This is a genomic window from Bradyrhizobium diversitatis (assembly GCF_016031635.1).
GTDB classification, from domain to species: Bacteria; Pseudomonadota; Alphaproteobacteria; order Rhizobiales; family Xanthobacteraceae; genus Bradyrhizobium; species Bradyrhizobium diversitatis.
In genome coordinates this window covers 34,170-59,546 of record NZ_JACEGD010000013.1, presented here as the reverse complement: position 1 = coordinate 59,546, position 25,377 = coordinate 34,170, and the positions used below count along the sequence as shown (strand labels likewise).

Sequence of the window (25,377 nt, the reverse complement as noted above, 5' to 3'; positions counted from 1 at the left end):
GGGGGCTTGGGTACCCTCGGGAAGGTGCTGACGGGCTCAGTAGCAGCGGTTGATCAGCCGCCAGCGGGGTCCCCAGGGGGTCGGGACCAGCCGGCGCACATAGCAGCCGCCATAACCGTAGGAGACGGGGCCGCCGGCGTAGAAGCGCGGTCCGCCCCAGCCGTGGCCGTGGTGCCAGCCGCCGCCGTGCCAGCCCCGGCCGCCGTGCCAGTGCGCGGAGGCTGAGCTCGGTGCCAGCGCGGCACCCAGCGCGACCGCGGCGACGGCGGCAAGCGAAAGTTTCCTCCACATGGTGATCTCCTCAAGACTGCCGGCGCGGGGCTATCGCGCCGATGGAAAGGCCGCCGAAACGATCCGCCCGGTGATCAGGCTTCGGTTTCGATGGGGCCGACCTTACGCCGGTGAAGCTGAACCGATCCCTGACGGCGGTTTCAGATTGGGTTCATCTGGGTGAAATCGTTGTCATCCATGCTGGAATTGGCAGCCGCCCCCGCGGCAAGCGCCTGTGCGGGCCGTTTCGGCGGGTCGCTTGCCGTCCGGCAAAGGCGCCGATATAAGCCCCGCAACTCCGAACCGCCGCTTTCTTCTTCCCAAGGACAACATTATGGCCATCGAACGCACTTTCTCGATCATCAAGCCCGACGCGACCGAGCGTAACCTGACCGGTGCGGTCAACGCCGTGATCGAGAAGGCGGGCCTGCGTATCGTCGCGCAGAAGCGTATCCGCATGACCAAGGAGCAGGCCGAGACCTTCTACGCCGTCCACAAGGCGCGCCCGTTCTTCGGCGAGCTCGTCGCATTCATGACCTCCGGCCCGGTGGTGGTTCAGGTTCTGGAAGGCGAGGGCGCGATCGCCAAGTACCGCGAGGTGATGGGCGCGACCGATCCGGCCAAGGCCGCCGAGGGCACCGTCCGCAAGCTCTATGCAAAGTCGATCGGCGAGAACTCGGTGCACGGTTCGGATGCGCCGGAAACGGCCGCGATCGAAATCGCGCAGTTCTTCTCGGGCAACGAGATCGTCGGCTGATCGATCGGCCGACAGGTTAGGGACGACGGGCGAAAGGACTGATTGTGGACTGGCTTTGGCAGATCTTCGATCCCGCTACGATCGGGGCATTCTTCACCCAGTTCCGCAACGAGATGGCCGAACCGACCTTCTGGATTGCGGTCGGCAAGATCATCTGGATCAACATCCTGCTCTCCGGCGACAACGCGCTGGTGATTGCGCTCGCCTGCCGCGGTCTCTCGCCGCGCCACCGGCTCTGGGGCATGATCTTCGGCGCCGGCGCAGCGGTGATGCTGCGAATCATCTTCACCGGCATCGTCGCCACCCTGATGGGGTTGCCGTACCTCAAGCTCATCGGCGGTCTCGCGCTGATCGTGATCGCGGCCAAGCTGCTGGTACCGGAAAACGATGACGAGGACGACGTCGAGTCAGCCTCGCATCTGTGGCACGCCATCCAGATCGTCGTGGTCGCCGACATCGTCATGAGTCTCGACAACGTCATTGCGGTCGCCGCCGCGGCCAATGGCAGCGTGCCGCTCCTGATCCTCGGCCTCGCCATCAGCGTGCCGCTGATCGTCGCCGGCGCCGCGCTGATCATGGCGCTGCTCGCAAAGCTGCCGGTCCTGGTCTGGGCCGGTGCGGCGCTGCTCGGCTGGGTCGCGGGCGAGGTGATCGCGACCGACCCGGGCGTCGCTCCGAGGCTGCACGCGTTGGTCGACGGCCCGCTGGGCACCTCGCTGGACAGCATGCTCGGCGCGCTGCGCATCCCGCCGCAGTTCGGACATGGCGGGGCAGGCGGCGAATATCTCTGTGCCGTGCTCGGCGTCGTGGTCGTGCTGGTGGTCGGCTACATCTGGCGCCGACGCAGCCTGACCCAGGCAGCGCTCGAATCCTCCGAGCGCCACGCCAAGGCCTCGGCGGAGTGATGCTGCGGCTCTGATCGGCGCGGCCTTCCTCTCCAGCGATGAGAGGCGACCACATCACCGAGACGCGTGCCGCGTCGGCAGGACGCGAGCGATCACCGGCCACAGGTTCTTCGGCGCAGGCGCCCGAATCCCTCCATCGTTGCGCTCGTATGACCGGCGTGCATCGCGCTTCGCGGGAGCTCGCGTCGTGCGCGCGGACGTTGCGTGGAGAGTCGTCCTGCGCAACCCTCACGCGATTTAGATCTTGTCTCATTATAAACTACTGAGATTCAAGGGTACTTTCGTTGACTCGACGAAGGTTCCCACGGCACCTCGCCCCGACGTTCATGTTCATGAAATCGGAAGGTGCGATGTCGTCGAAAGTGCTTTGTCGTCCTGTTGCCGTTGTTGCCGCTCGCATCAAGACGCTTCTGACGTGCGCCAGCCCGAGAGCCTTCGCGATTTCCGTGGTCTCCATTGCCTTGTGCAGCGACGGCGTCCTGCACGGCACCAGCGCGCAGAGCGCCGCGCCCGAGGCGGCGGGGGGAAGCACGTTGCCGGCCGTGACCGTCACCGCCGACGCGCCGAAGCCGCGCGTGCGTCCACGGGCCAATCCAGTCAGGAGGGCGGGCCGCGGCGCGCCTGCGAATGATCGGGCCAAGTTGCAGGCGGAAGCGACTCCGACGGCTGCGAGGCCCGGCGCACTGCCGCCGACCTACGCAGGCGGGCAGGTGGCCCGCGGCGGACAGGTCGGCTTGCTGGGCAACAAGGATTTCATGGATACGCCATTCAACATCACGAGCTACACGGCGAAGAAGGTCGAAGATCAACAGGCCGTCACCGTCGCCGACGTCGTCAGCAACGATCCTTCGGTCCGTTTCACCGGCCAGGCCGGCGGCATCCTCGACTCCTTCTTCATCCGTGGCTTTCCGATCGGCGAGGGGAATGTCGGAGAGATTGCCTTCAACGGCGTCTATGGCGTTGCGCCGAACTACCGTGTGCTCACCGACTATGTCGAGCGCATCGAGATCATCAAGGGCCCGACTGCGCTGCTTTACGGCATGGCGCCAAACAGCAGCGTCGGCGGCACCATCAACATCGTTCCGAAGCGTGCAGGGGACGTCGACCTCACGCGGGTCACGACCGACTATGCGACGAGCACCCAGCTCGGCACCCATGTCGACGTGAGCCAACGGTTCGGCGAGAATCGCGAATTCGGCATTCGCGTCAACGGCAGCTATCACAACGGCGATACGCCGCTGGACAACCAGAGCCGGGAGGCGCATGTCGGCTCCGCGGCGTTCGACTATCGCGGCGAGAAATTCAGAGCCTCGCTCGACTTCATCGATCAGGAAGAAAAGTTCGACGCGCCCACCAGGCCGTTTCTCGTCGCAACGGGCGTCGCCGTCCCGACGGCGCCGGTCGGGCGGCGCAATGTCACGCAGTCCTGGGAATGGGCCAAGGTTCACGACAACTCGCTGCTGGCGCGCGCCGAATACGATGTGACTGACGCCGTGACGGTGTTCGCTGATGCCGGCGGTGGCAGGACGCAGGTCGATCGTCTGTTCGGGACGCCGACGATCCTGAACGCGGCGGGCAACACCACGTCGACGCCGGGACGGTTCAAATTCGACATCGACAGGAACGTGGCCGACGCCGGCCTTCGCGCCCGGTTCGACACCGCAGCGATCAGTCACGCCGTGACCTTCCAGGGCAGCTATTACATTGACGAGGTTTCGCGCGGCTCGGGTGAACGGCACGCCGGTGCTGTCCAACATCTATGCGCCGATCGCTCGTCCCCAGCAGCTCGTTCCGGCTCCCGCGACCGTGCCGAGGCTGTCGGACACCGAGCTGACCGGTCTTGCGCTGGCCGACACCATGTCGGTTTTCCAGGAGCGGCTTCAGCTGACCCTCGGCGTCAGGCAACAGGGCGTCAAGTCGAACAACTACAACACCACCACGGGAGCCGTGACCTCCGCCTACGACCAGACGGCGTACACGCCGATGGTCGGCGTCGTCGTCAAGCCCTGGAGCCACGTTTCGCTCTACGCCAACTACATCGAAGGGCTCAGCAAGGGCGACGTCGCTCCGACGACGGCGAGCAATCAAGGAGAGGTCCTGGCGCCTTATTTCAGCAAGCAGAAGGAAGCGGGCGTCAAGGTCGATCTCGGGATGCTCGCCACCACGATCAGCTTGTTCGAGATCACCAAACCCTCGGGACAGCTGGGCCTCGACAAGATTTACCGGGCGGATGCCGAACAGCGCAATCGCGGCGTGGAATTCACCGTGTTCGGAGAATTGCAGCCGGGAATTCGCGTGCTCGGCGGCGTGACGCTGATCGACGCGGAGCTGACGAAGACCAGCACGCTCGCCAATCTAGGCAAGTCGCCGATCGGCGTGCCCCAGGTGCAGGCCAATCTGTCCACCGAATGGGACACCCCGTTCGCGCCAGGACTGACGCTGGTCGCAAACGCTGTCTATACCGGGTATCAGTATCTGGATGCGGCAAACGTGCAGGTCGTTCCCGCCTGGACTAGGCTCGATCTCGGCGCGCGCTATAGCACGCGCATCAACAACCGGCCCGTCACGCTGCGGGCCCTGGTCCAGAACGTGTTCGACACCAATTACTGGGCTGGCGTCGCAAGCTACTCGGCACTGGCGCAAGGGGCGCCGCGAACCCTGCTCTTGTCGATGTCGACGGATTTCTGAGGTGGTCTCAATCGATCGTGCCGAATTCGGCCACAGGAATCGTCCAATAGAAGAGCTTGGTTCCCGCGAATGAAGCCCGCAGCCGGTCGAGCAGGCTGGTGGCATCTCTCTCCGCCAGGATCATCTGCACGGTGGTCTGATCGGCGTGGCCCTTCACGCGTTCGGCGGCCGTCCGCAATCGAACGTCCGCGCCGTGACCCGCGCCGTGCGATGCGGTGAATCCCGAAACGAGGTCGGTCTGTTCGGCAAGATAGTCGAACACCTCCTCGCGCAGCTGATGCGGCACAATCAGCGTGAGACAGACCGGCTGGTCGGTCATTTCGCCCCCTTCGACGTTCCGCCGTAGCGGCGATACAGGATCGGCAGGAGAATCAGGGTGAGCAGGGTGGAGGACAGGAGCCCTCCGATCACGACGACCGCGAGCGGCCGCTGCACTTCGGATCCTGGCCCGGACGCGAACAGCAGCGGGATCAAGCCCAGCGCGGTGATGCTCGCGGTCATCAGCACCGGACGAAGCCTGCGCATGGCACCTTCGACGACGATACGATCCTCGCTCAGGCCATGGGCCCGGAGTTGGTTGAAGTAGGACACCAGAACGACTCCATTGAGGACGGCGATGCCGAGCAGCGCGATGAATCCGACCGAGGCCGGCACCGACAGATACTCGCCCGTCAGGACCAGTGCGAAGACGCCCCCGATCAGGGCAAAGGGAATGTTGACCAGCACCAGCAAGGCCTGCCGGATGGCGCCGAATGTGGTGAAGAGCAGCAGGAAGATGAGACCGATCGCAACCGGGACCACGATGGACAGGCGTGCGGCGGCGCGTTGCTGGTTCTCGAACTGCCCGCCCCAGGTCAGCCGGTAGCCGATCGGGAGCGGAAGTTCGGTCGCAACCTTCTGGCGGGCCGCTTCGACGAATCCGACCATGTCGCGGCCGCGGACGTTGGCGCGAACGACGCTCATGCGCGCGCCATCTTCGCGGTCGATCTTCACCGGCCCGTCCACGCGCTGGATTCGCGCGACCTGCGACAGTGCGACATGCTGTCCGGACGCGAGCGTCAGCGGCAGGCTCGCCAGCAGCGTCGGCGCCTCCCTGGTCGTCTCGCTGCCGCGGACGAGAATGGGGGTGCGGCGGCCCTCCTCGAGCGCCGTGCCGATCGTTCGGCCCTCGATCTGGGTACGGAGCGAGTTCACGATGGAATCCACGGTCAGGCCGAGGCGGCCGGCCTCCATGCGATTGACCGCAACCGTGTAGTATTGAGCGCCTTCGTTCAGCGTGGTGTAGACGTCCTCGGCGCCGTCGATGCCGGACAGGATCGCCGACAGCTTGGCCGCGGCCTCGTTCAGCCTGGCAATGTCGGGCCCGAAGATCTTCACGGCGACGTCGCCACGCACGCCGCTGATCATCTCCTGCACGCGCATGTCGATGGGTTGGGTGAAGCTGAGCGAGATGCCCGGAAAGCCGGTGAGGACCTCGCGGAGCTTCTGCAGCAGAGCCTCGCGATTGTCGGTCTGCCTCTCGGCAGCGGGCTTGAGCACGAGGAACGTGTCGGTCTGGTTGGGCCCCATCGGATCGAGGCCGAGCTCGTCCGACCCGGTCCGCGCGACGATGCCGGCAGTATCAGGCACGGCCAGAAGGGCCTTCTGGAGCCGGACATTCATCGCAAGCGACTCGTCGAGGTTGACGGACGGAAGCGTCTCCACGCTGACGATGACATCGCCTTCGTCCATCGTCGGCATGAAGGTCTTGCCGAGCCTGGTATAGGCGAATCCCGCGGCGATCAGGCCGACCAGCGCCGCGGCCATCACCTTGCGCTCGTTCTTCAGGGCCCAGTCCAACGCAGGCGCGTAGACCCGTTGCGCCGCACGAACCAGCACGGGATCGCGATGCGATCCGGACTTGAGTACATAGGAGGTCATAACCGGGATCACGGTGAGCGCCAGCAGCAGTGAACCGGTGAGCGCGAAGATGATGGCGAGCGCGACCGGGATGAACAGCTTCCCCTCCAATCCCTGCAGCGTCAGCAGGGGTATGAACACGATGATGATGATGAGAACGCCCGAGGCTACCGGTTCCAGGACTTCGCAAACCGAACGGTACACCAGGTGGATCAGCGGAGCAGCTTTGCCCGGTTCGTGCTTGCCGAGATTGCCGACGATGTTCTCGACCACGACGACCAGCGCGTCGATCAACATGCCGATTGCGATCGCAAGTCCGCCGAGGCTCATCAGGTTGGCTGACATCCCGACCACGCGCATGACGATCAATGCGAAGACGATGGCCAGCGGCAGGCTGAGAGCGATCACCAGCGAGGCCCGCCAGTTGCCGAGGAAAAGCAGCAGGAGAACGATGACAAGGGCGGTCGCCTCGCCGAGCGCCCGCACCACGGTGCCGACCGCGCGGTAGACCAGGTGGCTGCGGTCATAGAACACGTTGATGGAGACGCTTTTCGGCAGCGAGGGTTGCAGCTCCGCGAGCCGGGCGCGCACGTCGCGGACGAGCTGGCCGGCGTTGGCGCCGCGCAAGCCGAGGACGAGCCCCTCGACCGTCTCGCCGCTGCCGTCCGACGTGACTGCGCCATAGCGGGTCAGCGTTCCGACTTTGACGCTCGCCACGTCGTTGACCATGATGGGCACGCCCTCGCGGGTGTCAACGACGATCGCCTTGATGTCTTCGACCGATCGGATGCTGCCCTCGATCCGGACCAACGCGCTATCCTCGCCCTGGTTCACCCGTCCGGCACCGTCGTTGCGACTATTGGCTTCGATGGCGCGGCGAAACACGTCGTAGGAGATGCCGCGCGCGGCGAGCGCATCGTTGCGCGGCACGATCTCGAAGGCGCGGACGTAACCGCCGAGCGCATTGACGTCCGCAACGCCGGGGACCGTTCGCAGCGCGGGACGGATCACCCAATCCAGCAAGGTTCGGCGCTCGGCGAGCGAAAGCTCGGGACTGTCGATCGTGAACATGAACATCTCGCCGAGGGGGCTCGTGATCGGCGCAAGACCTCCGCTCACCCCCTCGGGGAAATCGCGCGCGATGTTCGACAACCGCTCCGATACCTGGTTGCGCGCCCAGTAGATGTCGGTGCCGTCCTCGAAATCGACGGTGATGTCGACCAGTGCATATTTCGTGGTCGAGCGAAGGACCTTATTGTGCGGCAATCCGAGCAGTTCGAGCTCGACGGGGACCGTGATGCGCTGCTCGACCTCTTCGGGCGTCAGGCCCGGCGCCTTCATGATGATCTTCACCTGAACAGGAGAGACATCGGGAAACGCGTCGATCGGCAGGCCGGGCAGGAGGACGGCGCCGGCACCCACCAGCAGCAGCACACTCAGCAGAACGAACAATCGCTGTGAAAGCGCGAACGCAACCAGGCGCCGGAGCATCTATTGCCCCAGGCCCGAGAGAATGCCGCGAAGCGCCGAGATGCCGCCGATCGCGATCTCGTCCTGCTCCGTGATGGGACCGGACACCACGACATGGTCCTGGTCGTCCGCAACAAGCTTGACCGGGACCAGCCGGAAGCCACCGGCTGTGGCAACGAACACCGAGGTCCGTTCGCCCCGCCGGACCAGCCCATGATAGGGAATCTCCCACGCGCTTTCGCCGGCGGAGAGAAAGCCGATGCGGGCGGCGGCGGTCTGACCGGGATGCAGCTCTCCGTCGTTGGGGATTTCCGCACGAACCAAAATGGTCTGAGTTGCAGGGTCGATGGTCTCGGAGACCAGCACGACCTTGCCAGGGATGGAATAGCCCTCGATCTCGACTTTCGCGCCGGCGCGGATCGCGCGAATATTGGCTGCAGGAACCGCGATTTCCGCCCATAGCGGTGAGAGCCGCGCCAGCTTGACGAGCGGTGCGGATTGTTCGAGCCGCTGCCCCGGCGACACCGTGACCGCGACGACGGATGCGGTTTGCGGCGCATTGACCGTGAGTGTCGCGCTGATCGCCGCTTGCTGGGCGAGCCGAGAGATGGCTTCGTCGGACATCCCGCTCAGATGCAGCATCTGACGCCGCTCGGCGACCACGAGAGCGGCCTGGCGCGCTTCAGCTTGGCTGGCCTCCAGCGCGCGCTGCGGCACGGCCTTGCCCTCGAACAGATCGGCGTTGCGCTTCAGCTGCTGGCTGGCGAGATGCTCCTGGGCGATCGCGTGCAGGTAGTCGCGCTGCTGGGAGACGAAACTTGGGCTCTCCAGCGTGACGAGCGGTTGGCCGGCCGAGGCGTGGTCACCGCGCCCGACGAGGAGAGTGGCGACCATGCCGGCCACCGGCGCACTGACGACCCACATTTGCGGTGTGGGGATCACGATCTTGACCGGATAGGGCAGCGTCAGATCGGTCCGGATCGCGACCGGGTGGGTCACGCGCACTCCGAGATTGCGCGCCTGAGCATCGCTCAGCTTCAGCTCGTCCTGCGCCATCGATACGGAAGGCAACAAGCCGACCGCAACGGCGAGGAGTGTGCGAACGAACGCGCCCCCTGTCGAGGTGGGAAGGAGAGTATTGCGAAGGATTCGCATCAGGGATGTCCCACACCCACGGGCGGACGAAGCCCAGCCCGATTGCAGGTTTCGACTACTCCACCGGCGTTTTGGCGGGTTGATTTGCCTCAAGCGGGCCAGCCATCGTGGAAAGCCGCTCGCCGTTCGTGCAGCGTTTCGGTCACTCACGATGCACGCTTCCTTCCCGTGATCATCGCCTTCACCAGATTCTCGCTGTGCTCGAAGCTCGCCAACAGGACGCCAAGCACATGGACGACGACGAGGCCGATCGTGAGGTTGGCGAACGCCTCATGCATCTCCTCGACCCATTTTGCCCCCCAGAAGGTGCCGGTCGTCATCATGTAACCGGTGGAGCAGGTGACGATCAGCGTGACGATCAGCGCCACGACCATCGTGCCGCCGGCTGGATTGTGGCCGAGGTAACGCGGCGCCCTGAGCAACGCCACGTCGCGCATGTAGGCGAGTACCGCGCGCGGCGAGCGCACGAAATCGCTGAAGCGCGCATTGCGCGGCCCCACGAAGCCCCACGCGATCCGTAGCGCAAGCAATCCGGCAATCGTGTATCCGGCGGCGATATGGACGTTCTCGATCTCGTCACCCGTGGCATAAGCGAGCAGAAACAGCCCGACCAGCGACCAATGGAACACGCGCACGAAAGGGTCCCAGACCTTGACCGATGCCGGCGGCGTCTCGCCGCCGGCCTCGATCCCGTCGTTGATGGCGCTCATGGTGGCGCCCTCTACAGCTGGCCGACGATCTGGCCATTGGTCGGATCGACGAACAGTTCGACCCGGCTGCCGGACTTGTCGATCGCATAGAGTTCGCCACAGGCGTTCTTGAGCTTGGCCTTCTGAACCTTGTAGCCTTGGGCCTCGATCTTGGCCTGAAGTTCTTCGAGCGGCAGCCAGCGGGTTGCCGGGGCTGCCGTGCAGGGACGCCCGAGGCTGCCGGCATGAGCGGTCGCGGCGGCCGCGAGCAGGGCGCCGGCAGCTGCGGTGAAGATGGTGATCTTGCGCATGGTTCTCTCCGGTGTGCATGGCCCGGCCACATCATGCGGCAAGGCAATGCGTGGACACTGGCAGAAGCGCCCTGACCGCCGCCTGTTGATCCACGTCAGCGATCTGTCAGGTCGATTGCGGCATGCTTCATGGATGCAGCCGTCTCGCTTTCTGGAATTTCTCGCGGTGCCATTGCTGGTGGGAGTCCTGCTCCCGTCGGAGCCTGCGGCCGCAAGCGACCACGATAAAGGCGCGCCCGACGCAGTGCGCCACGCGGTCGAGGCAGGCGAGATCAAGTCACTCGCCGACATCCTCGCATCCGTCCGTGGCAAGCTGCCGGGCGAGGTTGCCGGCGTCGAAATAGAACGTGAGCGCGGCCGCTGGATCTATGAGTTTCGCCTCGTCGACGACAAGGGCCGCCTCTACGAAGCGTACGTGGACGCTCGTAGCGGCGAGATTGAACGCATCAAGGAGAAGTGATGCGGCTGCTGCTTGTGGAGGATGACCGACGGATCGCCGCCGATGTGGAGAGGGCGCTGCGCGCGGCCGGCTATGTCGTCGAAACCGTCCGCAACGGCGAGGAAGCCTGGTTCCGCGGTGACACCGAGGACTACGGCGCCGTCGTCCTGGATCTCGGCTTGCCCGGCATGGACGGTCTGGCGGTCCTCAAGCGCTGGCGCGCCAACGGAAGGTCGATGCCGGTGCTGATCCTGACGGCGCGAGGCAGCTGGGCCGAGCGCGTCGATGGGATCGACGCGGGCGCCGACGACTACCTGCCCAAGCCGTTTCGCATGGAGGAATTGCTGGCGCGGCTGCGCTCGATCGTGCGCCGCTCGGCGGGGCACGCCTCGCCACGGATCGTTGCGGGCGATGTCGAGCTCGACGAGCGTCAGATGAAGGTGACGTTGCGCGGCGTACCCGTCGCGTTGTCGCCGTTGGAATACCGCCTGATCGCCTTTCTCCTGCACCACCGCGGCCGCGTGGTGTCGCAGCAAGAACTCGACGAGAACGTTTATGGCCACGGCGAGGACCACGAGTCGAACGCGCTCGAGGTGCTGGTCGGCCGAGTGCGCAGGAAGCTCGGTGCCGACCTGATCGAGACGAGGCGCGGCTTCGGCTATCTGGTGCCGGAGATGCCGCCATGAGCTGGGGCTCGCTGCGGCTGCGACTGGTCGCCGGCGGACTTGCAGCTATCCTGATCGCGCTGACGATTGCCGGCGCGGGGCTGACGCTGCTGTTCGAACGCCACGTCACGCGCACCATCGGCGATGACCTCGACATCTATCTGAAGCAACTCGTCGCGGGTATTGACGCCGATGCGCGGGGCAAGCTGGTGGTGGGCCGGCCGCCGGCCGATCCGCGTTTTTCCGATCCGCTTTCGGGCTTGTACTGGCAGGTATCAGACGACGGTGGTCAGGTGCTGCGTTCGCGTTCGCTGTGGGACACGGCGTTGGATCTGCCGCAGGACGAGCCGTCGCCGAGCGAATTGCACCGTCATGTCATCCCCGGGCCCGCGAACGCACGGCTCCTGGTCAGTGAACGCCGCGTGCTGCTCACCGTCGGCGACCGCCGTGCGCCGGTGCGCGTCGTTGTGGCGGCCGATCTCGCTCGCGTGTCGGCCGCCGGCTCGCAATTCGCCAGGGAGCTGACGCTGGCGCTCGGCCTGCTGGGGCTGGTGCTGGCGGCGGCCACCTCGATCCAGGTCGGGCTGGGCTTACGTCCGCTCGACGCACTTCGCCGCGGCGTCGCGGAGGTCCGCTCCGGGCAACGCAAGCATCTTCCCGCTGATGTCCCTGCCGAGGTGACGCCTCTGGTGGAAGAGGTAAACAGCCTGATCGACGCACAGGAACGCGAGATCGAGCGTTCGCGCAGCCGTGCCGCTGACCTGGCGCACGGGCTGAAGACGCCGCTCGCCGCACTCGCCGCCGATGTCGCGCTATTGCGCCGGCGAGGTGAGCAGGACGTCGCCCAGGCAATCGAAGCCGTCGGTGACACGATGAGCCGTCACGTCGACCGCGAGCTGGCACGCGCCCGGGCGCGGGGGACGGCACGACAGCGCGGCGGAATTTCCACGCCCCTTAGACCGCTCGTCGAGTCCCTGGTGCTTACGCTGGCGCGCACGCCCACTGCGCAGCGGCTCGAATTCAAGATCTGCATAACGGGCGAGCCGAGCGTGCCGCTCGATCGTACCGATCTGGCCGAAGTGCTCGGCAATCTCCTGGAAAATGCCGCCCGTCACGCCAAGAGCAAGGTGCGCATTGGCGCCGGTGCCACTGCGAATCCGGCGATCTCAGTCGAGGACGACGGGCCGGGAATCGCGTCCGCTGAACGCGCCCGCGTGCTCGAACGCGGTGTTAGGCTCGATGAGCGCGGCGAAGGCGCCGGCCTCGGCCTTGCGATCGTTCAGGACGTGCTCAGTGCCTATGGATGGCAGCTTGTTCTCGCCGATTCCGAACTCGGCGGACTGAAGGCCATCGTCGCGCCGCAGGACAGCCGACGCCTCGTCGCGTGACCAGCCTGCTTGTTGCGCGACCCCGACGGCCCGGCAGCGCCACTGTTTCTGTTCGTCAGCGCCTCACGATCGAGCCGGCACGGCCGATCAGGCGGGCGAGCTGGCGGAAGCGGCTGCCGACTCGGTCGGCGACGAGGTCTCCGAGCCGGTGCTCGAACACCAGCATCAATTTGCGGCCCTCGCTGCGGAAATGCGTGGCGGGCAGGACGCCCGGACGCGCCGCCGAGATCAGGTGGGCGACGCGGAATGCAGCGCCCAGCAGGCGCGCGCGCTCGAGCTGGGCTGGCGTCAACAGCTCCTGCATCGTGGTCGGCGGCTGGTTTTCCTCGCTCAGGCCGGCATAGCGATAGAACACGGACAGGCCGACGAAGGCGCGCTCGGTGTGGGTGATCGCGCCGAAATTGGCGTTGACGACCAGGCTGAGCGTCTGCTCGCCGCGATGGTCGGGATGCACGCGCCAGCCGATGTCGGACAGCAGGCACGCGGTGCGGCGCAGGCGGCGCTCCTCTTCGGTCTCGCGCAGCTTCACGACGCGCACAAGGCGGTCGGTCCAGGCGATCAGCTCGCGGGCGTGCTTCGCCGAGCGTGACAGCAACTGGTTCAGCTCCTCGGCCGCGCAGATCAGCCCGTCCTTGTTGCGTTCGGTCTCCGGCAGCTTCTCGTGCAGGAGGCCTTCGCGCACACCGAAGGTCGAAAACACGATGTTCTTCGGCTTTGCAACGCGGATGACGTGCTCGAGCACCAGCGCCGCATAGGTGAGGAGCGGGCGCCGCGCATCGGCGACGATCTCGATGTCGGCGAGCATGTCGGCGGCAGCGAGGCGCCGGAGACGGCGGGAGAAGTCGAGCGCCTCGGCGGCCGAAATCGAATAGCCGTGCATCACCTGGAGCGGATAGCCGCTCTGGATGATGTGGATGCGCGCGAGCGCGCGCCAGGTGCCGCCGACGGCATAAAAGGTGCGGCCGCGGCCCGCGGTGAGCTGCGGCACCTCGTCGAGCTCCTCGCGCACGATGCGATCGGCGCGCTTGAGCGATTTGTGCGCGAGGTCCTGAAGCGCGAGCCCGCCGAGCGGCAGCGTCACGCCGCTGCGCACGCTGTTCCTGCGCACGTCGATCAGCTCGAGCGAGCCGCCGCCGAGGTCGCCGACGATGCCGTCGGGAAGATGGATGCCGGAGATCACCCCGAGCGCCGACAGCCGAGCCTCGCGCGGGCCTGACAGGATCTCGATCTTCACCGCGCAGATGCGCTCGGCCTTGGCGATGAAGTCGGGGCCGTTGGAGGCGTCGCGGCAGGCCGCGGTCGCAATCGCGAACACGCGCCCGACCTGCATCACGCGGCACAATGCGCGGAAGCGCTTGAGCGAGGTCAGCGCCTTGTCGACGGCGTCGGGGGCGAGCAGACCCGTGCTCTGCACCTCGCGCCCGAGGCCGCACAGGGTCTTCTCGTTGAAGATCGGGATGAGGCTCCGCGTCAGTCCCTCGTAGACGACGAGACGGACCGAGTTGGAGCCGATGTCGATAACCGCGACGCTCGAGCCGCGCTTGCGCGGCCGCTTCACGTCGCGGATCCCCGATCAGGATGGATGACGTTCGTTCCGGCGCGTGAGACGACGCGGCGAGGATTCCTTGAGCGACTTTCCACGGCCAGACAGACTCGGATTTGTCATGAAGTAGTTGTGGACGTTGAAAGGCTCCTCGCCCTTCGCGGTCTTCATACGCGTTGACGACCCATCCGGCAACAACTGCCAGCTCTGCTCATTGTCCTTCAGATTGGCGACCATGATCTGTTCGAGAACCTGCTGATGCACCGTTGGATTTTGCAGCGGGCATAGCACCTCGACGCGGCGGTCGAGGTTGCGCGGCATCATGTCGGCGGATGAGATATACACAGCCGCTTTCGCGCTCGGCAGGCCCTGGCCCATGCCGAAGCAGTAGATTCGGCCATGTTCCAGGAAGCGCCCGATGATCGACTTGACCCGGATGTTCTCCGACAGGCCGGGGATGCCGGGCCTGAGGCAACAGATGCCGCGCACCACGAGCTCGACCTGGACGCCGGCCTGGGAGGCCTCGTAGAGCGCGTCGATGATGTCGGGGTCGACCAGCGCATTCATCTTCATCCAGACCGCGCCGGTCCGGCCGTGCCGCGCATGCGCGGTCTCACCCTGAATGTGCTCGATGATGCGCTTGCGCAAGGTCAGCGGCGACACCGCCATCTTCTCGAGGTCGCTGGGCGCGGCATAGCCGGTGATGAAATTGAATACGCGCGCGGCATCGCGGCCGATGGTCGGATCGGAGGTAAAGTAGGAGAGGTCGGTGTAGATGCGTGCTGTGACCGGATGATAGTTGCCGGTGCCGGTATGGACGTAGGTCGTGAGGCTGCCGCCCTCGCGGCGCACCACCATCGAGAGTTTTGCGTGCGTCTTCAGTTCGAGGAAGCCGTAGACGACCTGCACGCCGGCGCGTTCGAGATCGCGCGCCCAGCGGATGTTGGCTTCTTCGTCGAACCGCGCCTTCAGCTCGATCAAGGCCGTGACCGATTTGCCGGCTTCGGCCGCTTCCGCGAGCGTGCGCACGATCGGCGAGTTGTTGGAGGTGCGGTAGAGCGTCTGCTTGATCGCGACGACATCAGGGTCGCGCGCGGCCTGCTGGAGGAACTGCACCACCACGTCGAAGGATTCGTAGGGGTGATGGACGACGAGGTCCTTCTGCCGGATCGCGGCAAAGATGTCGCCGCCATGCTCGCGCACGCGCTCGGGATGGCGCGGCACGTAAGGGGTGAATTCGAGGTCAGGCCGGTCGAGCCGCGTGAGCTGGGAGAGCTCGTTCATGGCGAGCACGCCGTCGACCAGGAACACCTCGTCATCGGCCGCCGACAGCGCATGCTGCACGAAGCTGCGCAGCTCCTCCGGCATCTTGGCGTCGATCTCGAGCCGGATCACGGATCCGCGCCGGCGGCGCTTCAGCGCGGTCTCGAACAGGCGGACGAGGTCCTCCGCCTCTTCCTCGATTTCAAGCTCGGAGTCGCGGATGATCCGGAAGGAGCCCTGGCCGTGCAGATTGTAGCCGGGGAACAGGCGGTTGATGAACAGGGCGGTCGCCTGCTCCAGCGAGATCAGGCGCACCGTGCCTTCGGCGGGCAGGCGGATGAAGCGGTCGATCTTGCCGGGCATGCGGATCAGCGCGTTCATCTGTTTGCCGTCGGCGGCGCGCGTGAGCTGGAGCGCGATGGTGAAGCCGAGGCTCGGAATGAACGGGAAGGGGTGGGCCGGATCGATCGCGAGCGGCGTCAGCAGCGGGAAGACGTTGTTGAGGAAATAGTCCTCAATCCAGGTCCGTTCCGACTTGGAGACGTCTTTGCCGTCGACCAGCACGATGCCGACCTCGGCCAGCGCGCTGCGCAGGTCGCGCCAGATCGCCTGCTGGTCCGAGGCAAGCTGGGAGACGGTGCGGTTGATCAGCGCGAGCTGCTCCGACGGCGTCAGGCCGTCCGGGCTGCGTTCGGCAATGCCCTCGCGCACCTGGGCCTTGATGCCGGCGACGCGGACCATGAAGAACTCGTCGAGGTTATTCGCCGAGATCGACAGGAATCGCACCCGCTCCAGCACGGGGTGGTTGGGATTGACCGATTCCTCCAGGACGCGGCGGTTGAAATGCAGCCAGGACAGCTCGCGGTTGATGAACCTTTCGGGGCTGGATGCGATCGCCGGCAGGCCCTCGGCTTCCGGGACTTTTTCTTTAATTTCAATAGCTTGCGCAGAGTCCATCAGAAGTCGGTCCATCCTGTCTCGCCTCACTTTGCGACTTATGCGCAAAACCCCGGGGAGCATGTGTTACAGCGATGACGTTTCGATGACATTGATGTTCCGCCGTTCCGCCGCGTCAAGCCGTTGCAGAAGGCGTCGGGCCTACGGGGTCGATCAGGCGTCCCGGAGCAGCTCGGCGGCGAGCGCCCGGGTCACGGGACGGCCGAGCCGGAGGGCTTCGCTGTCGAGCAGCTCCACGGCCTGCCAGGCCGCGGCCGAGGACCGCTCCAGGCGGGTGGCGAGGTAGCCGACTACGCTCTCGTCCACATTGAGCTGGCGGTCGGCGCAGAATTTGACGATGAGGCCGCGAAAGAGCTGGTCGTCGGGGGGCAGCAGCGCGACCACCGGAACGGCCCGCAGACGCGAGCGCAGGTCGCGAAGCTCGATCTCCAGCGCGGCCGGTACCTCGCGTCCGGTGAGGAGGACGTAGGCGCCGTCCTCGCGGGCGAGGTTCATCAGGTGAAAGAGGGCGCGCTCGTCAAAATCCTTGGCCTTGAGATCCTCGACCACCAGCGCGCCGGTGGCGAGCGCGCCCGGAACGCCTGCCGCGGTCAGCGCATTGGCCGTGGTCGAACGGGCGCCGGCTTCCTCGGCCCAGATCGCGGCGAGATGGCTCTTGCCGCTTCCTTCCGGGCCGGCCAGCCACATGATCCGGTTCGGCCATTCCGGCCAGCTGTCGATCAGGCCGAGACCGGCCGCATTGGCGGGGCCTTCGAGGAAGTTGTCCCGGCTGAGGCTCTCCGCATGCGGAAGCGCGAACGCCAATTGTCGGGGATGGACGCGGCCTGCCACGCTTGCTTTGCTCCATGCCGGCGCGCCGGCCCGTTTGAAGAGGTTCGACTTGATCGCGCGGGACTTGTTCGTGCGAGACTTGATCTTGTGAGACTTGGCCTTTTGCGGGGCCGCATCCCGGCTCATTTGGCCTCGATCGTGCTCATGTGCCGCAGCCACTCGACGAGATAGAGCGACACGGAGGAGAGCGTGAAGATCGTGACGAGGCCCATCAGGATGATATCATAAGGTGCCGGCTTGAAGCCGAAGGCAAGCGCTGCCAGCACCAGCGCCGCGAACGCCACCTGTGCCACGGTGTTGAGCTTGGATACCTTCGACGGCTTCATCTCGACCGGCCGGTCGAACAGCCAGGATACGATCACGGCGGCGACGATCATGATGTCGCGCGAGACCACCAGGATCACGATCCAGCGCGGGATCGCGCCCCAGATGCCGAGCGCCATGTAGATCGAGACCAGCAGTGCCTTGTCCGCGAGCGGATCGAGCAGGGCGCCGAGTTCGCTCGTCATGTTGAAGCGCTTGGCCAAAAAGCCGTCCACGGCATCGCTGATGCCGGCGATCAGGAAGACGGCGAAGGCGACCTCCATTTGGCTCGACACGATGGCCCAGACGATGATCGGGACCAGCATGATGCGGCCCAGGGTAATGATGTTCGGAATACTCACGAAAGCGCTTCCCGGCACCCGGTCTGACCTCGAATCCGGCCCCCGCGGGAGGCTGAACCGGTTGATATCTACATAGTATAGGCAGGAGCGCCATGCGAGCCATTGCGTGTCCCCGGAATTCGACGTAACCAGCCGCAAACCCACTGGAAATCGGGCATGACCGACCGCAAAAACGGCCTCACTTACGCCGATTCAGGCGTCGATATCGACGCGGGCAACCGCCTGGTCGACCTGATCAAGCCGATGGTGCGCGCCACCGCACGGCCGGGTGCCGACGCCGAGATCGGCGGCTTCGGTGGCCTGTTCGACCTCAAGGCGGCCGGCTTCAAGGATCCGGTCCTCGTGGCCGCGACAGACGGTGTCGGCACCAAGGTCAAGATCGCGATCGAGACCGGGCTGCATGGCGGCATCGGCATCGACCTCGTTGCCATGAGCGTCAACGACCTGGTGGTGCAGGGCGCCGAGCCGCTGTTTTTCCTGGACTATTTCGCCTGCGGCAAGCTCGATCCCGAGGCCACCGCCGCGATCGTCGCGGGCGTTGCGGAGGGGTGCCGCGAATCCGGCTGCGCCCTGATCGGCGGCGAGACCGCGGAGATGCCCGGTCTCTACAAGGACGGCGATTATGACCTCGGCGGCTTTGCCGTCGGCGCTGCGGAGCGCGGTACGCTGCTGCCGCGCAAGGACATCGCCGCAGGCGACGCCGTAATCGGTCTTGCTTCATCAGGCGTGCATTCCAACGGCTTCTCGCTGGTGCGCAAGATCGTGGAACAATCCGGTCTCGGCTTCGCGGCACAGGCGCCGTTCGCGCCCGTGATGACGCTCGGCGGCGCGCTGCTGACGCCGACGCGGCTCTACGTCAAATCCTGCCTGCGCGCGATCCGCGAGACCGGCGCGGTGAAGGGGCTTGCCCATATCACCGGCGGCGGCTTCACCGACAACATCCCGCGCGTGCTGCCGAAGGATCTGGGCGTCGGCATCGATCTGGCACGCCTGCCGGTGCTGCCGGTGTTCAAATGGCTGGCGGCGCAGGCCGGCATCGCCGAGCTGGAAATGTTGCGCACCTTCAATTGCGGCATCGGCATGATCGCGATCGTCGAGCCCGACAAGGTCGATGAGGTCGTCGAGGTCTTCACCGACGCCGGCGAAACCGTGGCGCAGCTCGGCACCGTGATCCCGGCCGAAGGCGAGAATCGCGTCGTCTATAACGGTCACCTCGATCTGGCGCTGTGATGAAGCGCCGCGTTGCCATCCTGATCTCCGGGCGCGGCTCCAACATGGCCGCGCTGATCAGGGCCGCCGCTGCCGCGGACTTTCCGGCGGAGATCTCGCTCGTCATTTCGAACAAGGCCGATGCGCTCGGACTGGAAAAGGCGAGGGCGAGCGGCGTCAACACGCTGGTGATCGAGAGCAAGCCGTTCGGCAAGGATCGCGCCGGCTTCGAGAAGGTGCTGCAGGCAGCGCTCGATCGGCACGGCATCGAGCTGATCTGTCTCGGCGGCTTCATGCGCCTGTTCACGGCCGAGTTCACGACGGCCTGGTACGGGCGGATGCTCAACATCCATCCCTCGCTGCTGCCGTCTTTCCCCGGCCTCGATCCGCACGGCCAGGCCTTGCGCGCTGGCGTCAAGCTGTCCGGCGCCACGGTGCATTTCGTCATCCCCGAGACCGATGCCGGCCCGATCGTGATGCAGGGCGCGGTGCCCGTCAGCGATCACGACACCGGGGATACGCTGTCGGAGCGCATCCTCGAAGTCGAGCACCGCATCTATCCCGAAGCGCTGCGGCTGCTCGCGACCGGCAAGGTCCGGATCGAAGGTGATGTCTGCAGGACGGAGGGCAGCGGGCCCTCGGAGAATTTTCTGGTTGCGCCGGTGGTGCGCTGAGCTGGGCACCTCAGGCTTACTCGACGTAACCTGCTTCCTCGCCATTGCGGACATATCCGTAGATGCGGAAACCCGCGGCCGTTTCCTTTCCGACAAACCGGATACGCTTCAGGATCGCGCGGACAAGTGTGCGCTGATGGGGCGCCGCAATAGATAGTTCAGCCCATTCCATCCAGTCCCATCCACCGCTGGTCCAGTGATAGAACCATTCGCCGTCCCACTGGCTCAGGTTTCCAGTTTCGAGGTTCTTGCAGCGAAATCTGGGTGGATCAGAAGACTTGAGGTTGAGTACAGCCTCGCGAAGCTCGCGCCATTTGGTATCATTCGCGACTGAGAAATAGTCTGACCGTTGCGACATCACTCAGTTCAAATCACGGTACTGAAAACGGCTCGAGCAACGATACGCCTGTCGCCGCCATATCGGCAATGTTACGCGCAACGAGTGTCAGGCCGTGCACCTCGGCTGATCAAACACACCGTCAAACACGTCATCGGGAAGCTCGGAACCGAAGATGTCGAAGGCTGTCCTGACGTCGGGATTGAGGAGGGCTTTGACGAGCATTTATCGGAGCGCCGCGACTCGCTCCGATTTGTCTCGCAGGGTCTCGGCCAATGCGCGGATGAGACTCGCGTCGTTCTTGGCTGCCTGCACTTCAACGCGCACCAAACCACGTGCCTCAGCACGGCGCCGATGGGTACGGGTGGCCTTTCGCTGGGAATTTGGTTGTCACGAGCTCATCTCAATCTCTGGTAGTATAACCGGAAATTGACCTAGGGGCAATCGCGGGGTCATCGCCCCCAAACAAAATCCCCCGGCAGAGCCGGGGGCAACGTCATGATCTCTCGCTTGTCAAGCTCGAGAGAAATCAGGAGACCTTGAGGTTCTCCGCGGATGTCTTGCCGCGGTTCTCCACGAGGTCGAATTCAACCGCCTGGTTCTCGTTGAGGGTGGAGAGTCCAGCACGCTCGACGGCGGAGATATGGACGAATACGTCCTTGTCGCTGCCGTTCGGCTTGATGAACCCATAACCCTTGGTCGGGTTGAACCATTTGACGGTGCCCTTTTGCGGCATCGCTAGTCTCCTCCACTAGATAAAAAAGACGCGGCCGCTTTTCGCGTGCCACGCCACAAACGGGTTATCCGGAAGCCTGTTCGAGTCTTGAGTCTCAATGTCGCGAAACGCACAGCAGAGCGGCCAATTCCGATTGTGTCCGATATTGCAACATGAAAATCGCGCGTTAGCAAGCAGAGTGCGAATTTCAAGTCCGGGGTGGGCACCATCGTCTGCAATTTGCGACCTGTGGCCGCGGAACCACAATCGAGGGCAATAGCCTCGGAGCCAGCGGGCCGACCGGTTGACCCTCCGTTGCAGTTCGGCACAAATCGCGACACGGCGCGAGCCGCTCGTGTTGCATTTTTGCGGACCGCCTTTTGCTTTGGGATTTAGTCGTCATGCGCTGCACCTCGCAGCCGTCCGGGACACGGCAGACGATCGGGCTGGACCGCGTCCGCCGGATCGCGGCAGCGGTCGCCAAGACCTTTGTAGCCGTCGCGCTTGCGCTGGTCGTAACGATGTCGGCCGCGACGTCCGTCCTCGCGCAAAGTCCGACACCCACTCCGACCCCGACACCCACGCCGACCCCGACGCCCACACCGTCGCCGACCCCGATCCCGATGCCGACCGCGATTAATTACGATCAGTCGGCCGGCAACAGCATGCTCAATTTCGGCTCGGGATTTCTGGAGCGGCTGGGCAACCAGGCCGCCAATGGTTTCAACCGGTCGTTCCGGACCAATCCCGGCGGCGGCGGTGCCTCCGCGAGCACGGAGGATCCGCGCTACCGTACCTGGTTCGAAGGCTACGGCATCTCGGTCCGCACCGACGCGCAGGGCGATTTCGTCGGCGACAAGCGCAGGACGTTTGGAGGCGTCGCCGGACTCGGCGCGCGGCTCGCGCCCGGCGTCAACATCGGCTTCTCCATCGACCAGAGCCACACCGACATCGACGTACCGCTCGCGCTCCAGTCGGCCACGCTCGACCTGACCCAGCTTGGCTTCAATGGTTCGGTCGACAAGGGTCCATGGACCTGGGCCTTTGCCGTGGTGCACGGTTTCGGCAAGGTCCGGTCCAGCCGCGATACCGGCCTTGGCCTTGCGACCGCCGGCTATCGCGCCGCGGTCGACGGCGCGCTGACCGAGATCAGCTATTACTGGACCAGGGACCAGATGCGCATCGTGCCCAAGGGCGCGCTCGAATATGTGCGCGCCACCAGTGCCGCGTTCCAGGAATCCGGCGGTCTCGATCCGCTCAGCGTCGGCTCGACGGCGCTCTCCCGTGCACGCGTGATGATCGGCGCCGAGATCGGCCGCTACTTCATCTTCGACCAGAAGATTCTGGACCTCTCGGCCTACGGCAAGCTCGTCGACAATTTCCACCAGGACCTGGGATCGATTCAGGTCAGCCTGGGCGCCCAGAGCATCGTGGTCCCCGGCATCGGCGAGAGCCGCTACGGCGCGGATGCCGGTGCCTCGGCTTCGCTCAGCCTGACCAGCGTGGCACGGCTTTACGTCAATTACGACGGCAAGTTCCGCAACGAGCTCACCTTGCACCAGGGCACTGTCGGCTTCGAATACAAGTGGTGAGCTGAAGCTCGTCCACGCTCAGGTCGGTGTTGCCGCGACATAGCCCGCCAATCCAAACCCCTCGCGCGCGGCCGTCATCATCGGCACCAGCGCATTCGGATGGATGAACGCGTCGCGGAAGCAGGGATAGATCCTGGCGTCGAAGATCTTCTTCAGCCAGTCGACCACAACCTTGTGACGCTCGGAGGTGCGGAACTCCCTGTGATAGGTGAGCCAGAGATCGGCGTGGTGGCTGACGCCGAGATCGACGGCAACGAGCGACGCACCGAGTGCGATTGACACCGTCGGCAGGAAGCCGATGCCGGCGCCGCGTTCGACGGCATAGAGCACGCCGACCGACGAATTGGTCTTGATCCCGACGATGCCCTCGAGCGAGTGCAGCCCGAGCACACGGGCATAGGCGCCGTCATCGACCTGCGGCGCGCTCTGCTTGATGATGCGGTGGTTCTTCAATTCGGCGAGCGTTGTCGGCACGCCGTAGAGAGTCTCGTACTCCTTGGAGACGAAGGGATAGATGTGGAGACGGCCGAGCTTGGCGACGATCAGATCGGGATTGGTCGGCGGCTCGAGCTGGATCGCGATATCGGATTCGAGCCGCGCGACGTCGGCCTGCTCCATCGCGCAGCGCAGGTCGACCGTGATCTTGCGGTAGGTCTTCTGGAAGTCGATCAGTCGCGGCAGGATCCAGAAATTCCCGGGCCCTTCCGTCACCGCGACGCGCACGGTGCCCGAGGTGTCGTTCGACGATCGCGAGGCGCGGCGGAAGATGTTGAAGGCATGACGCTCCATATGCGCAACGTCGGCGATCATTGCGGTGCCTTCATCGCTGAGCGTGAGTCCGCTCTGGTCGCGCAGGAACAGCTTGCACCCGATCCTCTCTTCGAGCCGATCGACGCGGCGCATCAAGGTCGTGGAGGTGAGCCCGAGCTCTTCGGCCGCATTGCGGAAACTTTTATATTTTGCGCACGCTAAAAACAGCTTCAAATCGTCCCAGGACGCATCCAGGGCTTCTTCACGGTGCTGCATCATCGCAGCACCCCGGTGCAATAACTGCTGCATACTCCTGATCCCCAACCGCTAAGCTCGTCGTCATAGCGGGGCACGAAAGCCTCGAACGATAGAGGCGTGATATGAGTATGGAAAGGGGCCCGTTTGCCGCAAGGCACGATTTCGATGCCTTGCCGCTGAGCCCGGATGTCGACGTGCGCTGCGCGCAATTCTCCGAAATCGCGGCGCTTTCGGATATGGCGCATCGGCTGGTGCCGGGCGTGCAGATCGGCGCAGCGGAGCTTGCGAGGTACTTCACGTTCGATCCTCAGAGCATCCTGACGTTCAGCCGGAAGGGCAGCCTCGTCGGCGGCATGGCCTTCCTGTTTCTCAATGATCGCGGACACGATGCGCTGCTGCTCGACGAGATCTGCCTCACCGCGCCCGAGACGCGCCATCTTGCGTCGGCGGACGAAGACGTCGCGGCCATCTACATCTGGGCGATCGCGGCGACGGGTCGCGGCATCGCCGGTCTCGGCAAGGCCGCGGCTCATCTGCGGCAGATAAGGTTTCGCGGCGCGGATTGCTATGCGCAGCCGTCAACGGTGGCCGGACGCGACATCATGAAGGCGACGGGCTTTGCGCCTGTCCCGAGCTTCCAACCCGACCTTTGGTGCTACGAGCGTCCCTGGCATCGGCAGCCGATGCGCATGCCAGGCGCGATCATCCAATCAAGGAGCTTTGCAGATGCACGGTACTAGGATTCCTCTCGCCAAGCCCTGTTCCCGCGCCATCACCATCCGCCTCGCGCGCGATCCGAACGATCTCATGCTGGTGACTGCCATCCGCTCGGCGGTCTATCTCGCCGAGCAGGATTGTCCGTTCGAGGAGGAGTTCGACGGCAACGACATGGTCGCCGCGCATTTCATCGGCTTCGTCGGTAACGAGCCTGCGGGCTGCCTGCGAGTGCGGTTCTTCGGCGATTTCGCCAAGGTGGAGCGGCTCGCGGTGCGTCACCAATATCGGCGCTCGCGCGTCTCGTTCAAGCTGGTGCAGGCCAGCGTCGACTATGTGAAGCGCAAGGGCTTTCGCAAGATCTACGGCCAGGCGCAGGACCGGCTGGTCGATTTCTGGGCCCATTTCGGCGCCAAGCCGCTCGGTCACAACCGCAAGATCACGTTCTCGGATTTCTCCTACACAGAAATGTTGCTGGAGATCGAGCCGGGTCCGGACGCCATCACGCTGGAGAGCGATCCCTATGTGATCATCCGTCCCGAGGGCGATTGGGACCGGCCGGGCGTGCTTGATGCCTCGGCGGGGCGGGCGGTGACCTCACCGCTGCGGGACCTCGCATTTGCCGACCGTTGAAACTGGTGCAGCTGCGCGCAACGAGATGCTGGCTTCCATGCATGATGATCCGCCGATACTGGTCTGTGCGGATCTTCAGGTCGAATATCTGACGCCGGGCCGTCGCCATGTCGTCCTCGACGCCGATGCGGCGACGGCGCGTTGCCTGGAACTCCTCACGCTGTGGCGCAGCAATTTGTGGCCGGTCATGCATCTGAAGCGTATCGCGCAGGCGGCCTGGTTCAATCCGGCATCCGGGCTGACCGATTGGATCGCGGAAACCAAGCCGCGGCCGGGGGAGATGACGTTCGAGCACCCGCTGCCGTCCGCCTACAGCTCGTCGCGGTTTGTAGACTATATGTCCAGTATCCGCACCACGCGCTGCATTCTGATCGGCTTTTCCCTGGACGAGACCATCCTGGCCACCGCCGTCGACGGGTTTCATCGCAGCCATCGCTACCAGGTCGTCACTGACGCCGCGGCCTGCCGGCAGCCGGGCACGGACGATGCCGCCGCCTACAGGCATGCGGTAGTGAATGTCATCGGAAACTTTGCTACAATGCAGTCCAGCGCCGAACTGATCAGAACCAGCGGCGCCGTTGCGGTGTAGGCGTCCGCAAC

The 25,377-nt window shown here is 64.9% G+C and carries 25 protein-coding genes and 1 pseudogene; 13 read left to right on the top strand and 13 right to left on the bottom strand.

What is annotated here, in order from left to right; genetic code table 11:
* Positions 1-36: 36 nt before the first annotated feature.
* Positions 37-291: a sulfur globule protein precursor gene (locus H1B27_RS15805; protein WP_197966679.1), complete on the bottom strand. Its 255-nt coding sequence runs from the start codon at positions 289-291 to the stop codon at positions 37-39.
* A gap of 313 nt (positions 292-604) precedes the next feature.
* Between H1B27_RS15805 and ndk the strand changes: the two genes are divergently transcribed.
* The 4 genes and pseudogenes from ndk (at position 605) to H1B27_RS40105 (ending at position 4,620) form a co-directional block, all read left to right on the top strand.
* A complete protein-coding gene (gene ndk / locus H1B27_RS15800; protein WP_035670008.1) occupies positions 605-1,027 on the top strand; it encodes a nucleoside-diphosphate kinase in 423 nt (140 codons plus the stop codon).
* Between the two features lie 44 nt (positions 1,028-1,071).
* Positions 1,072-1,932, top strand: a complete 861-nt coding sequence (locus H1B27_RS15795) for a TerC family protein (protein ID WP_197966678.1) — start codon at positions 1,072-1,074, stop codon at positions 1,930-1,932.
* 326 nt (positions 1,933-2,258) lie between these two features.
* Positions 2,259-2,915: pseudogene (locus H1B27_RS41000) on the top strand (TonB-dependent receptor plug domain-containing protein); the annotation flags it as partial.
* Between the two features lie 745 nt (positions 2,916-3,660).
* Entirely contained in the window at positions 3,661-4,620 is a 960-nt protein-coding gene (locus H1B27_RS40105; RefSeq protein WP_311976948.1) for a TonB-dependent receptor, read from the top strand.
* Between the two features lie 7 nt (positions 4,621-4,627).
* Here the strand turns inward: H1B27_RS40105 and H1B27_RS15785 are convergent, their stop codons facing one another.
* From H1B27_RS15785 to H1B27_RS15765, 5 genes are all read right to left on the bottom strand, one after another.
* On the bottom strand, positions 4,628-4,939 hold the full coding sequence (locus tag H1B27_RS15785; RefSeq protein WP_197966677.1) for a DUF3240 family protein: 312 nt from the start codon (positions 4,937-4,939) through the stop codon (positions 4,628-4,630).
* The gene (locus tag H1B27_RS15780; RefSeq protein ID WP_197966676.1) at positions 4,936-8,010 is read right to left on the bottom strand and encodes an efflux RND transporter permease subunit; all 3,075 of its coding nucleotides are present in this window, start codon (positions 8,008-8,010) and stop codon (positions 4,936-4,938) included. Before H1B27_RS15780 ends, H1B27_RS15785 begins: the two co-directional genes overlap by 4 nt.
* On the bottom strand, positions 8,011-9,045 hold the full coding sequence (locus tag H1B27_RS15775) for an efflux RND transporter periplasmic adaptor subunit (RefSeq protein WP_247804742.1): 1,035 nt from the start codon (positions 9,043-9,045) through the stop codon (positions 8,011-8,013).
* Positions 9,046-9,290: 245 nt separating this feature from the next.
* Positions 9,291-9,854, bottom strand: a complete 564-nt coding sequence (locus H1B27_RS15770) for a cytochrome b/b6 domain-containing protein (protein WP_061876483.1) — start codon at positions 9,852-9,854, stop codon at positions 9,291-9,293.
* 11 nt (positions 9,855-9,865) lie between these two features.
* The gene (locus H1B27_RS15765; RefSeq protein ID WP_061876484.1) at positions 9,866-10,144 is read right to left on the bottom strand and encodes a PepSY domain-containing protein; all 279 of its coding nucleotides are present in this window, start codon (positions 10,142-10,144) and stop codon (positions 9,866-9,868) included.
* A 133-nt stretch (positions 10,145-10,277) separates the two neighbouring features.
* On the opposite strand from H1B27_RS15765, the gene H1B27_RS15760 reads away from it, so the two are divergent.
* From H1B27_RS15760 to H1B27_RS15750, 3 genes are read left to right on the top strand one after another with little or no spacing between them, the layout of a single operon-like run.
* Positions 10,278-10,604 (top strand): PepSY domain-containing protein, encoded by a 327-nt coding sequence (locus tag H1B27_RS15760; protein ID WP_061876485.1) that lies wholly within the window; start codon positions 10,278-10,280, stop codon positions 10,602-10,604.
* On the top strand, positions 10,604-11,269 hold the full coding sequence (locus H1B27_RS15755) for a response regulator transcription factor (RefSeq protein ID WP_197966769.1): 666 nt from the start codon (positions 10,604-10,606) through the stop codon (positions 11,267-11,269). Before H1B27_RS15760 ends, H1B27_RS15755 begins: the two co-directional genes overlap by 1 nt.
* Positions 11,266-12,636 (top strand): sensor histidine kinase, encoded by a 1,371-nt coding sequence (locus tag H1B27_RS15750; RefSeq protein ID WP_197966674.1) that lies wholly within the window; start codon positions 11,266-11,268, stop codon positions 12,634-12,636. Before H1B27_RS15755 ends, H1B27_RS15750 begins: the two co-directional genes overlap by 4 nt.
* 55 nt (positions 12,637-12,691) lie before the next feature.
* Here the strand turns inward: H1B27_RS15750 and ppx are convergent, their stop codons facing one another.
* The 4 genes from ppx to H1B27_RS15730 all read right to left on the bottom strand — a co-directional run bounded on the left by ppx (position 12,692) and on the right by H1B27_RS15730 (position 17,895).
* Complete coding sequence (gene ppx / locus H1B27_RS15745; protein ID WP_061876488.1) at positions 12,692-14,194, bottom strand: exopolyphosphatase; 1,503 nt, start codon at positions 14,192-14,194, stop codon at positions 12,692-12,694.
* A 15-nt stretch (positions 14,195-14,209) separates the two neighbouring features.
* A complete protein-coding gene (locus tag H1B27_RS15740; protein WP_197966768.1) occupies positions 14,210-16,399 on the bottom strand; it encodes an RNA degradosome polyphosphate kinase in 2,190 nt (729 codons plus the stop codon).
* A gap of 153 nt (positions 16,400-16,552) precedes the next feature.
* On the bottom strand, positions 16,553-17,230 hold the full coding sequence (locus tag H1B27_RS15735) for a P-loop NTPase family protein (protein WP_197966673.1): 678 nt from the start codon (positions 17,228-17,230) through the stop codon (positions 16,553-16,555).
* Positions 17,231-17,352: 122 nt separating this feature from the next.
* Complete coding sequence (locus H1B27_RS15730) at positions 17,353-17,895, bottom strand: CDP-alcohol phosphatidyltransferase family protein (RefSeq protein WP_028180509.1); 543 nt, start codon at positions 17,893-17,895, stop codon at positions 17,353-17,355.
* Positions 17,896-18,051: 156 nt separating this feature from the next.
* On the opposite strand from H1B27_RS15730, the gene purM reads away from it, so the two are divergent.
* Both purM and purN read left to right on the top strand, forming a co-directional pair.
* The gene (gene purM, locus H1B27_RS15725; RefSeq protein WP_061876489.1) at positions 18,052-19,125 is read left to right on the top strand and encodes a phosphoribosylformylglycinamidine cyclo-ligase; all 1,074 of its coding nucleotides are present in this window, start codon (positions 18,052-18,054) and stop codon (positions 19,123-19,125) included.
* Positions 19,125-19,778: a phosphoribosylglycinamide formyltransferase gene (gene purN / locus H1B27_RS15720; RefSeq protein ID WP_197966672.1), complete on the top strand. Its 654-nt coding sequence runs from the start codon at positions 19,125-19,127 to the stop codon at positions 19,776-19,778. Before purM ends, purN begins: the two co-directional genes overlap by 1 nt.
* A 16-nt stretch (positions 19,779-19,794) precedes the next feature.
* On the opposite strand, the gene H1B27_RS15715 is transcribed toward purN, so the two are convergent.
* Positions 19,795-20,136, bottom strand: coding sequence for a DUF6678 family protein (locus H1B27_RS15715; RefSeq protein WP_197966671.1), 342 nt, complete (start codon positions 20,134-20,136; stop codon positions 19,795-19,797).
* Between the two features lie 508 nt (positions 20,137-20,644).
* The gene (locus tag H1B27_RS15710; RefSeq protein ID WP_028180514.1) at positions 20,645-20,851 is read right to left on the bottom strand and encodes a cold-shock protein; all 207 of its coding nucleotides are present in this window, start codon (positions 20,849-20,851) and stop codon (positions 20,645-20,647) included.
* Between the two features lie 380 nt (positions 20,852-21,231).
* Here H1B27_RS15710 and H1B27_RS15705 point away from each other — a divergent pair, with 380 nt between their 5' ends.
* Complete coding sequence (locus H1B27_RS15705) at positions 21,232-22,422, top strand: autotransporter outer membrane beta-barrel domain-containing protein (RefSeq protein ID WP_197966670.1); 1,191 nt, start codon at positions 21,232-21,234, stop codon at positions 22,420-22,422.
* Positions 22,423-22,440: 18 nt separating this feature from the next.
* On the opposite strand, the gene H1B27_RS15700 is transcribed toward H1B27_RS15705, so the two are convergent.
* A complete protein-coding gene (locus H1B27_RS15700; protein WP_197966669.1) occupies positions 22,441-23,481 on the bottom strand; it encodes a LysR family transcriptional regulator in 1,041 nt (346 codons plus the stop codon).
* A gap of 71 nt (positions 23,482-23,552) precedes the next feature.
* On the opposite strand from H1B27_RS15700, the gene H1B27_RS15695 reads away from it, so the two are divergent.
* Genes H1B27_RS15695 through H1B27_RS15685 form a run of 3 tightly spaced genes read left to right on the top strand, consistent with a single transcriptional unit; the run spans position 23,553 to position 25,366 of the window.
* Positions 23,553-24,170: a hypothetical protein gene (locus tag H1B27_RS15695; protein WP_061876494.1), complete on the top strand. Its 618-nt coding sequence runs from the start codon at positions 23,553-23,555 to the stop codon at positions 24,168-24,170.
* Complete coding sequence (locus H1B27_RS15690) at positions 24,157-24,777, top strand: GNAT family N-acetyltransferase (protein WP_061876495.1); 621 nt, start codon at positions 24,157-24,159, stop codon at positions 24,775-24,777. The genes H1B27_RS15695 and H1B27_RS15690 overlap by 14 nt, the downstream gene beginning before the upstream one ends.
* A 25-nt stretch (positions 24,778-24,802) precedes the next feature.
* The gene (locus H1B27_RS15685) at positions 24,803-25,366 is read left to right on the top strand and encodes an isochorismatase family protein (protein ID WP_197966767.1); all 564 of its coding nucleotides are present in this window, start codon (positions 24,803-24,805) and stop codon (positions 25,364-25,366) included.
* The last annotated feature ends 11 nt before the right edge of the window (positions 25,367-25,377 follow it).

Coding starts and splice junctions, on each gene's coding strand:
- H1B27_RS15805 (WP_197966679.1), bottom strand. CDS start 291: ATGTGGAGGAAACTTTCGCTTGCCGCCGTCGCCGCGGTCGCGCTGGGT.
- ndk (WP_035670008.1), top strand. CDS start 605: ATGGCCATCGAACGCACTTTCTCGATCATCAAGCCCGACGCGACCGAG.
- H1B27_RS15785 (WP_197966677.1), bottom strand. CDS start 4,939: ATGACCGACCAGCCGGTCTGTCTCACGCTGATTGTGCCGCATCAGCTG.
- H1B27_RS15780 (WP_197966676.1), bottom strand. CDS start 8,010: ATGCTCCGGCGCCTGGTTGCGTTCGCGCTTTCACAGCGATTGTTCGTT.
- H1B27_RS15775 (WP_247804742.1), bottom strand. CDS start 9,045: ATGGCGCAGGACGAGCTGAAGCTGAGCGATGCTCAGGCGCGCAATCTC.
- H1B27_RS15770 (WP_061876483.1), bottom strand. CDS start 9,854: ATGAGCGCCATCAACGACGGGATCGAGGCCGGCGGCGAGACGCCGCCG.
- H1B27_RS15765 (WP_061876484.1), bottom strand. CDS start 10,144: ATGCGCAAGATCACCATCTTCACCGCAGCTGCCGGCGCCCTGCTCGCG.
- H1B27_RS15760 (WP_061876485.1), top strand. CDS start 10,278: ATGCAGCCGTCTCGCTTTCTGGAATTTCTCGCGGTGCCATTGCTGGTG.
- H1B27_RS15755 (WP_197966769.1), top strand. CDS start 10,604: ATGCGGCTGCTGCTTGTGGAGGATGACCGACGGATCGCCGCCGATGTG.
- H1B27_RS15750 (WP_197966674.1), top strand. CDS start 11,266: ATGAGCTGGGGCTCGCTGCGGCTGCGACTGGTCGCCGGCGGACTTGCA.
- H1B27_RS15740 (WP_197966768.1), bottom strand. CDS start 16,399: ATGGACTCTGCGCAAGCTATTGAAATTAAAGAAAAAGTCCCGGAAGCC.
- purM (WP_061876489.1), top strand. CDS start 18,052: ATGACCGACCGCAAAAACGGCCTCACTTACGCCGATTCAGGCGTCGAT.
- purN (WP_197966672.1), top strand. CDS start 19,125: ATGAAGCGCCGCGTTGCCATCCTGATCTCCGGGCGCGGCTCCAACATG.
- H1B27_RS15715 (WP_197966671.1), bottom strand. CDS start 20,136: ATGTCGCAACGGTCAGACTATTTCTCAGTCGCGAATGATACCAAATGG.
- H1B27_RS15710 (WP_028180514.1), bottom strand. CDS start 20,851: ATGCCGCAAAAGGGCACCGTCAAATGGTTCAACCCGACCAAGGGTTAT.
- H1B27_RS15705 (WP_197966670.1), top strand. CDS start 21,232: ATGCGCTGCACCTCGCAGCCGTCCGGGACACGGCAGACGATCGGGCTG.
- H1B27_RS15700 (WP_197966669.1), bottom strand. CDS start 23,481: ATGCAGCAGTTATTGCACCGGGGTGCTGCGATGATGCAGCACCGTGAA.
- H1B27_RS15695 (WP_061876494.1), top strand. CDS start 23,553: ATGAGTATGGAAAGGGGCCCGTTTGCCGCAAGGCACGATTTCGATGCC.
- H1B27_RS15690 (WP_061876495.1), top strand. CDS start 24,157: ATGCACGGTACTAGGATTCCTCTCGCCAAGCCCTGTTCCCGCGCCATC.
- H1B27_RS15685 (WP_197966767.1), top strand. CDS start 24,803: ATGCTGGCTTCCATGCATGATGATCCGCCGATACTGGTCTGTGCGGAT.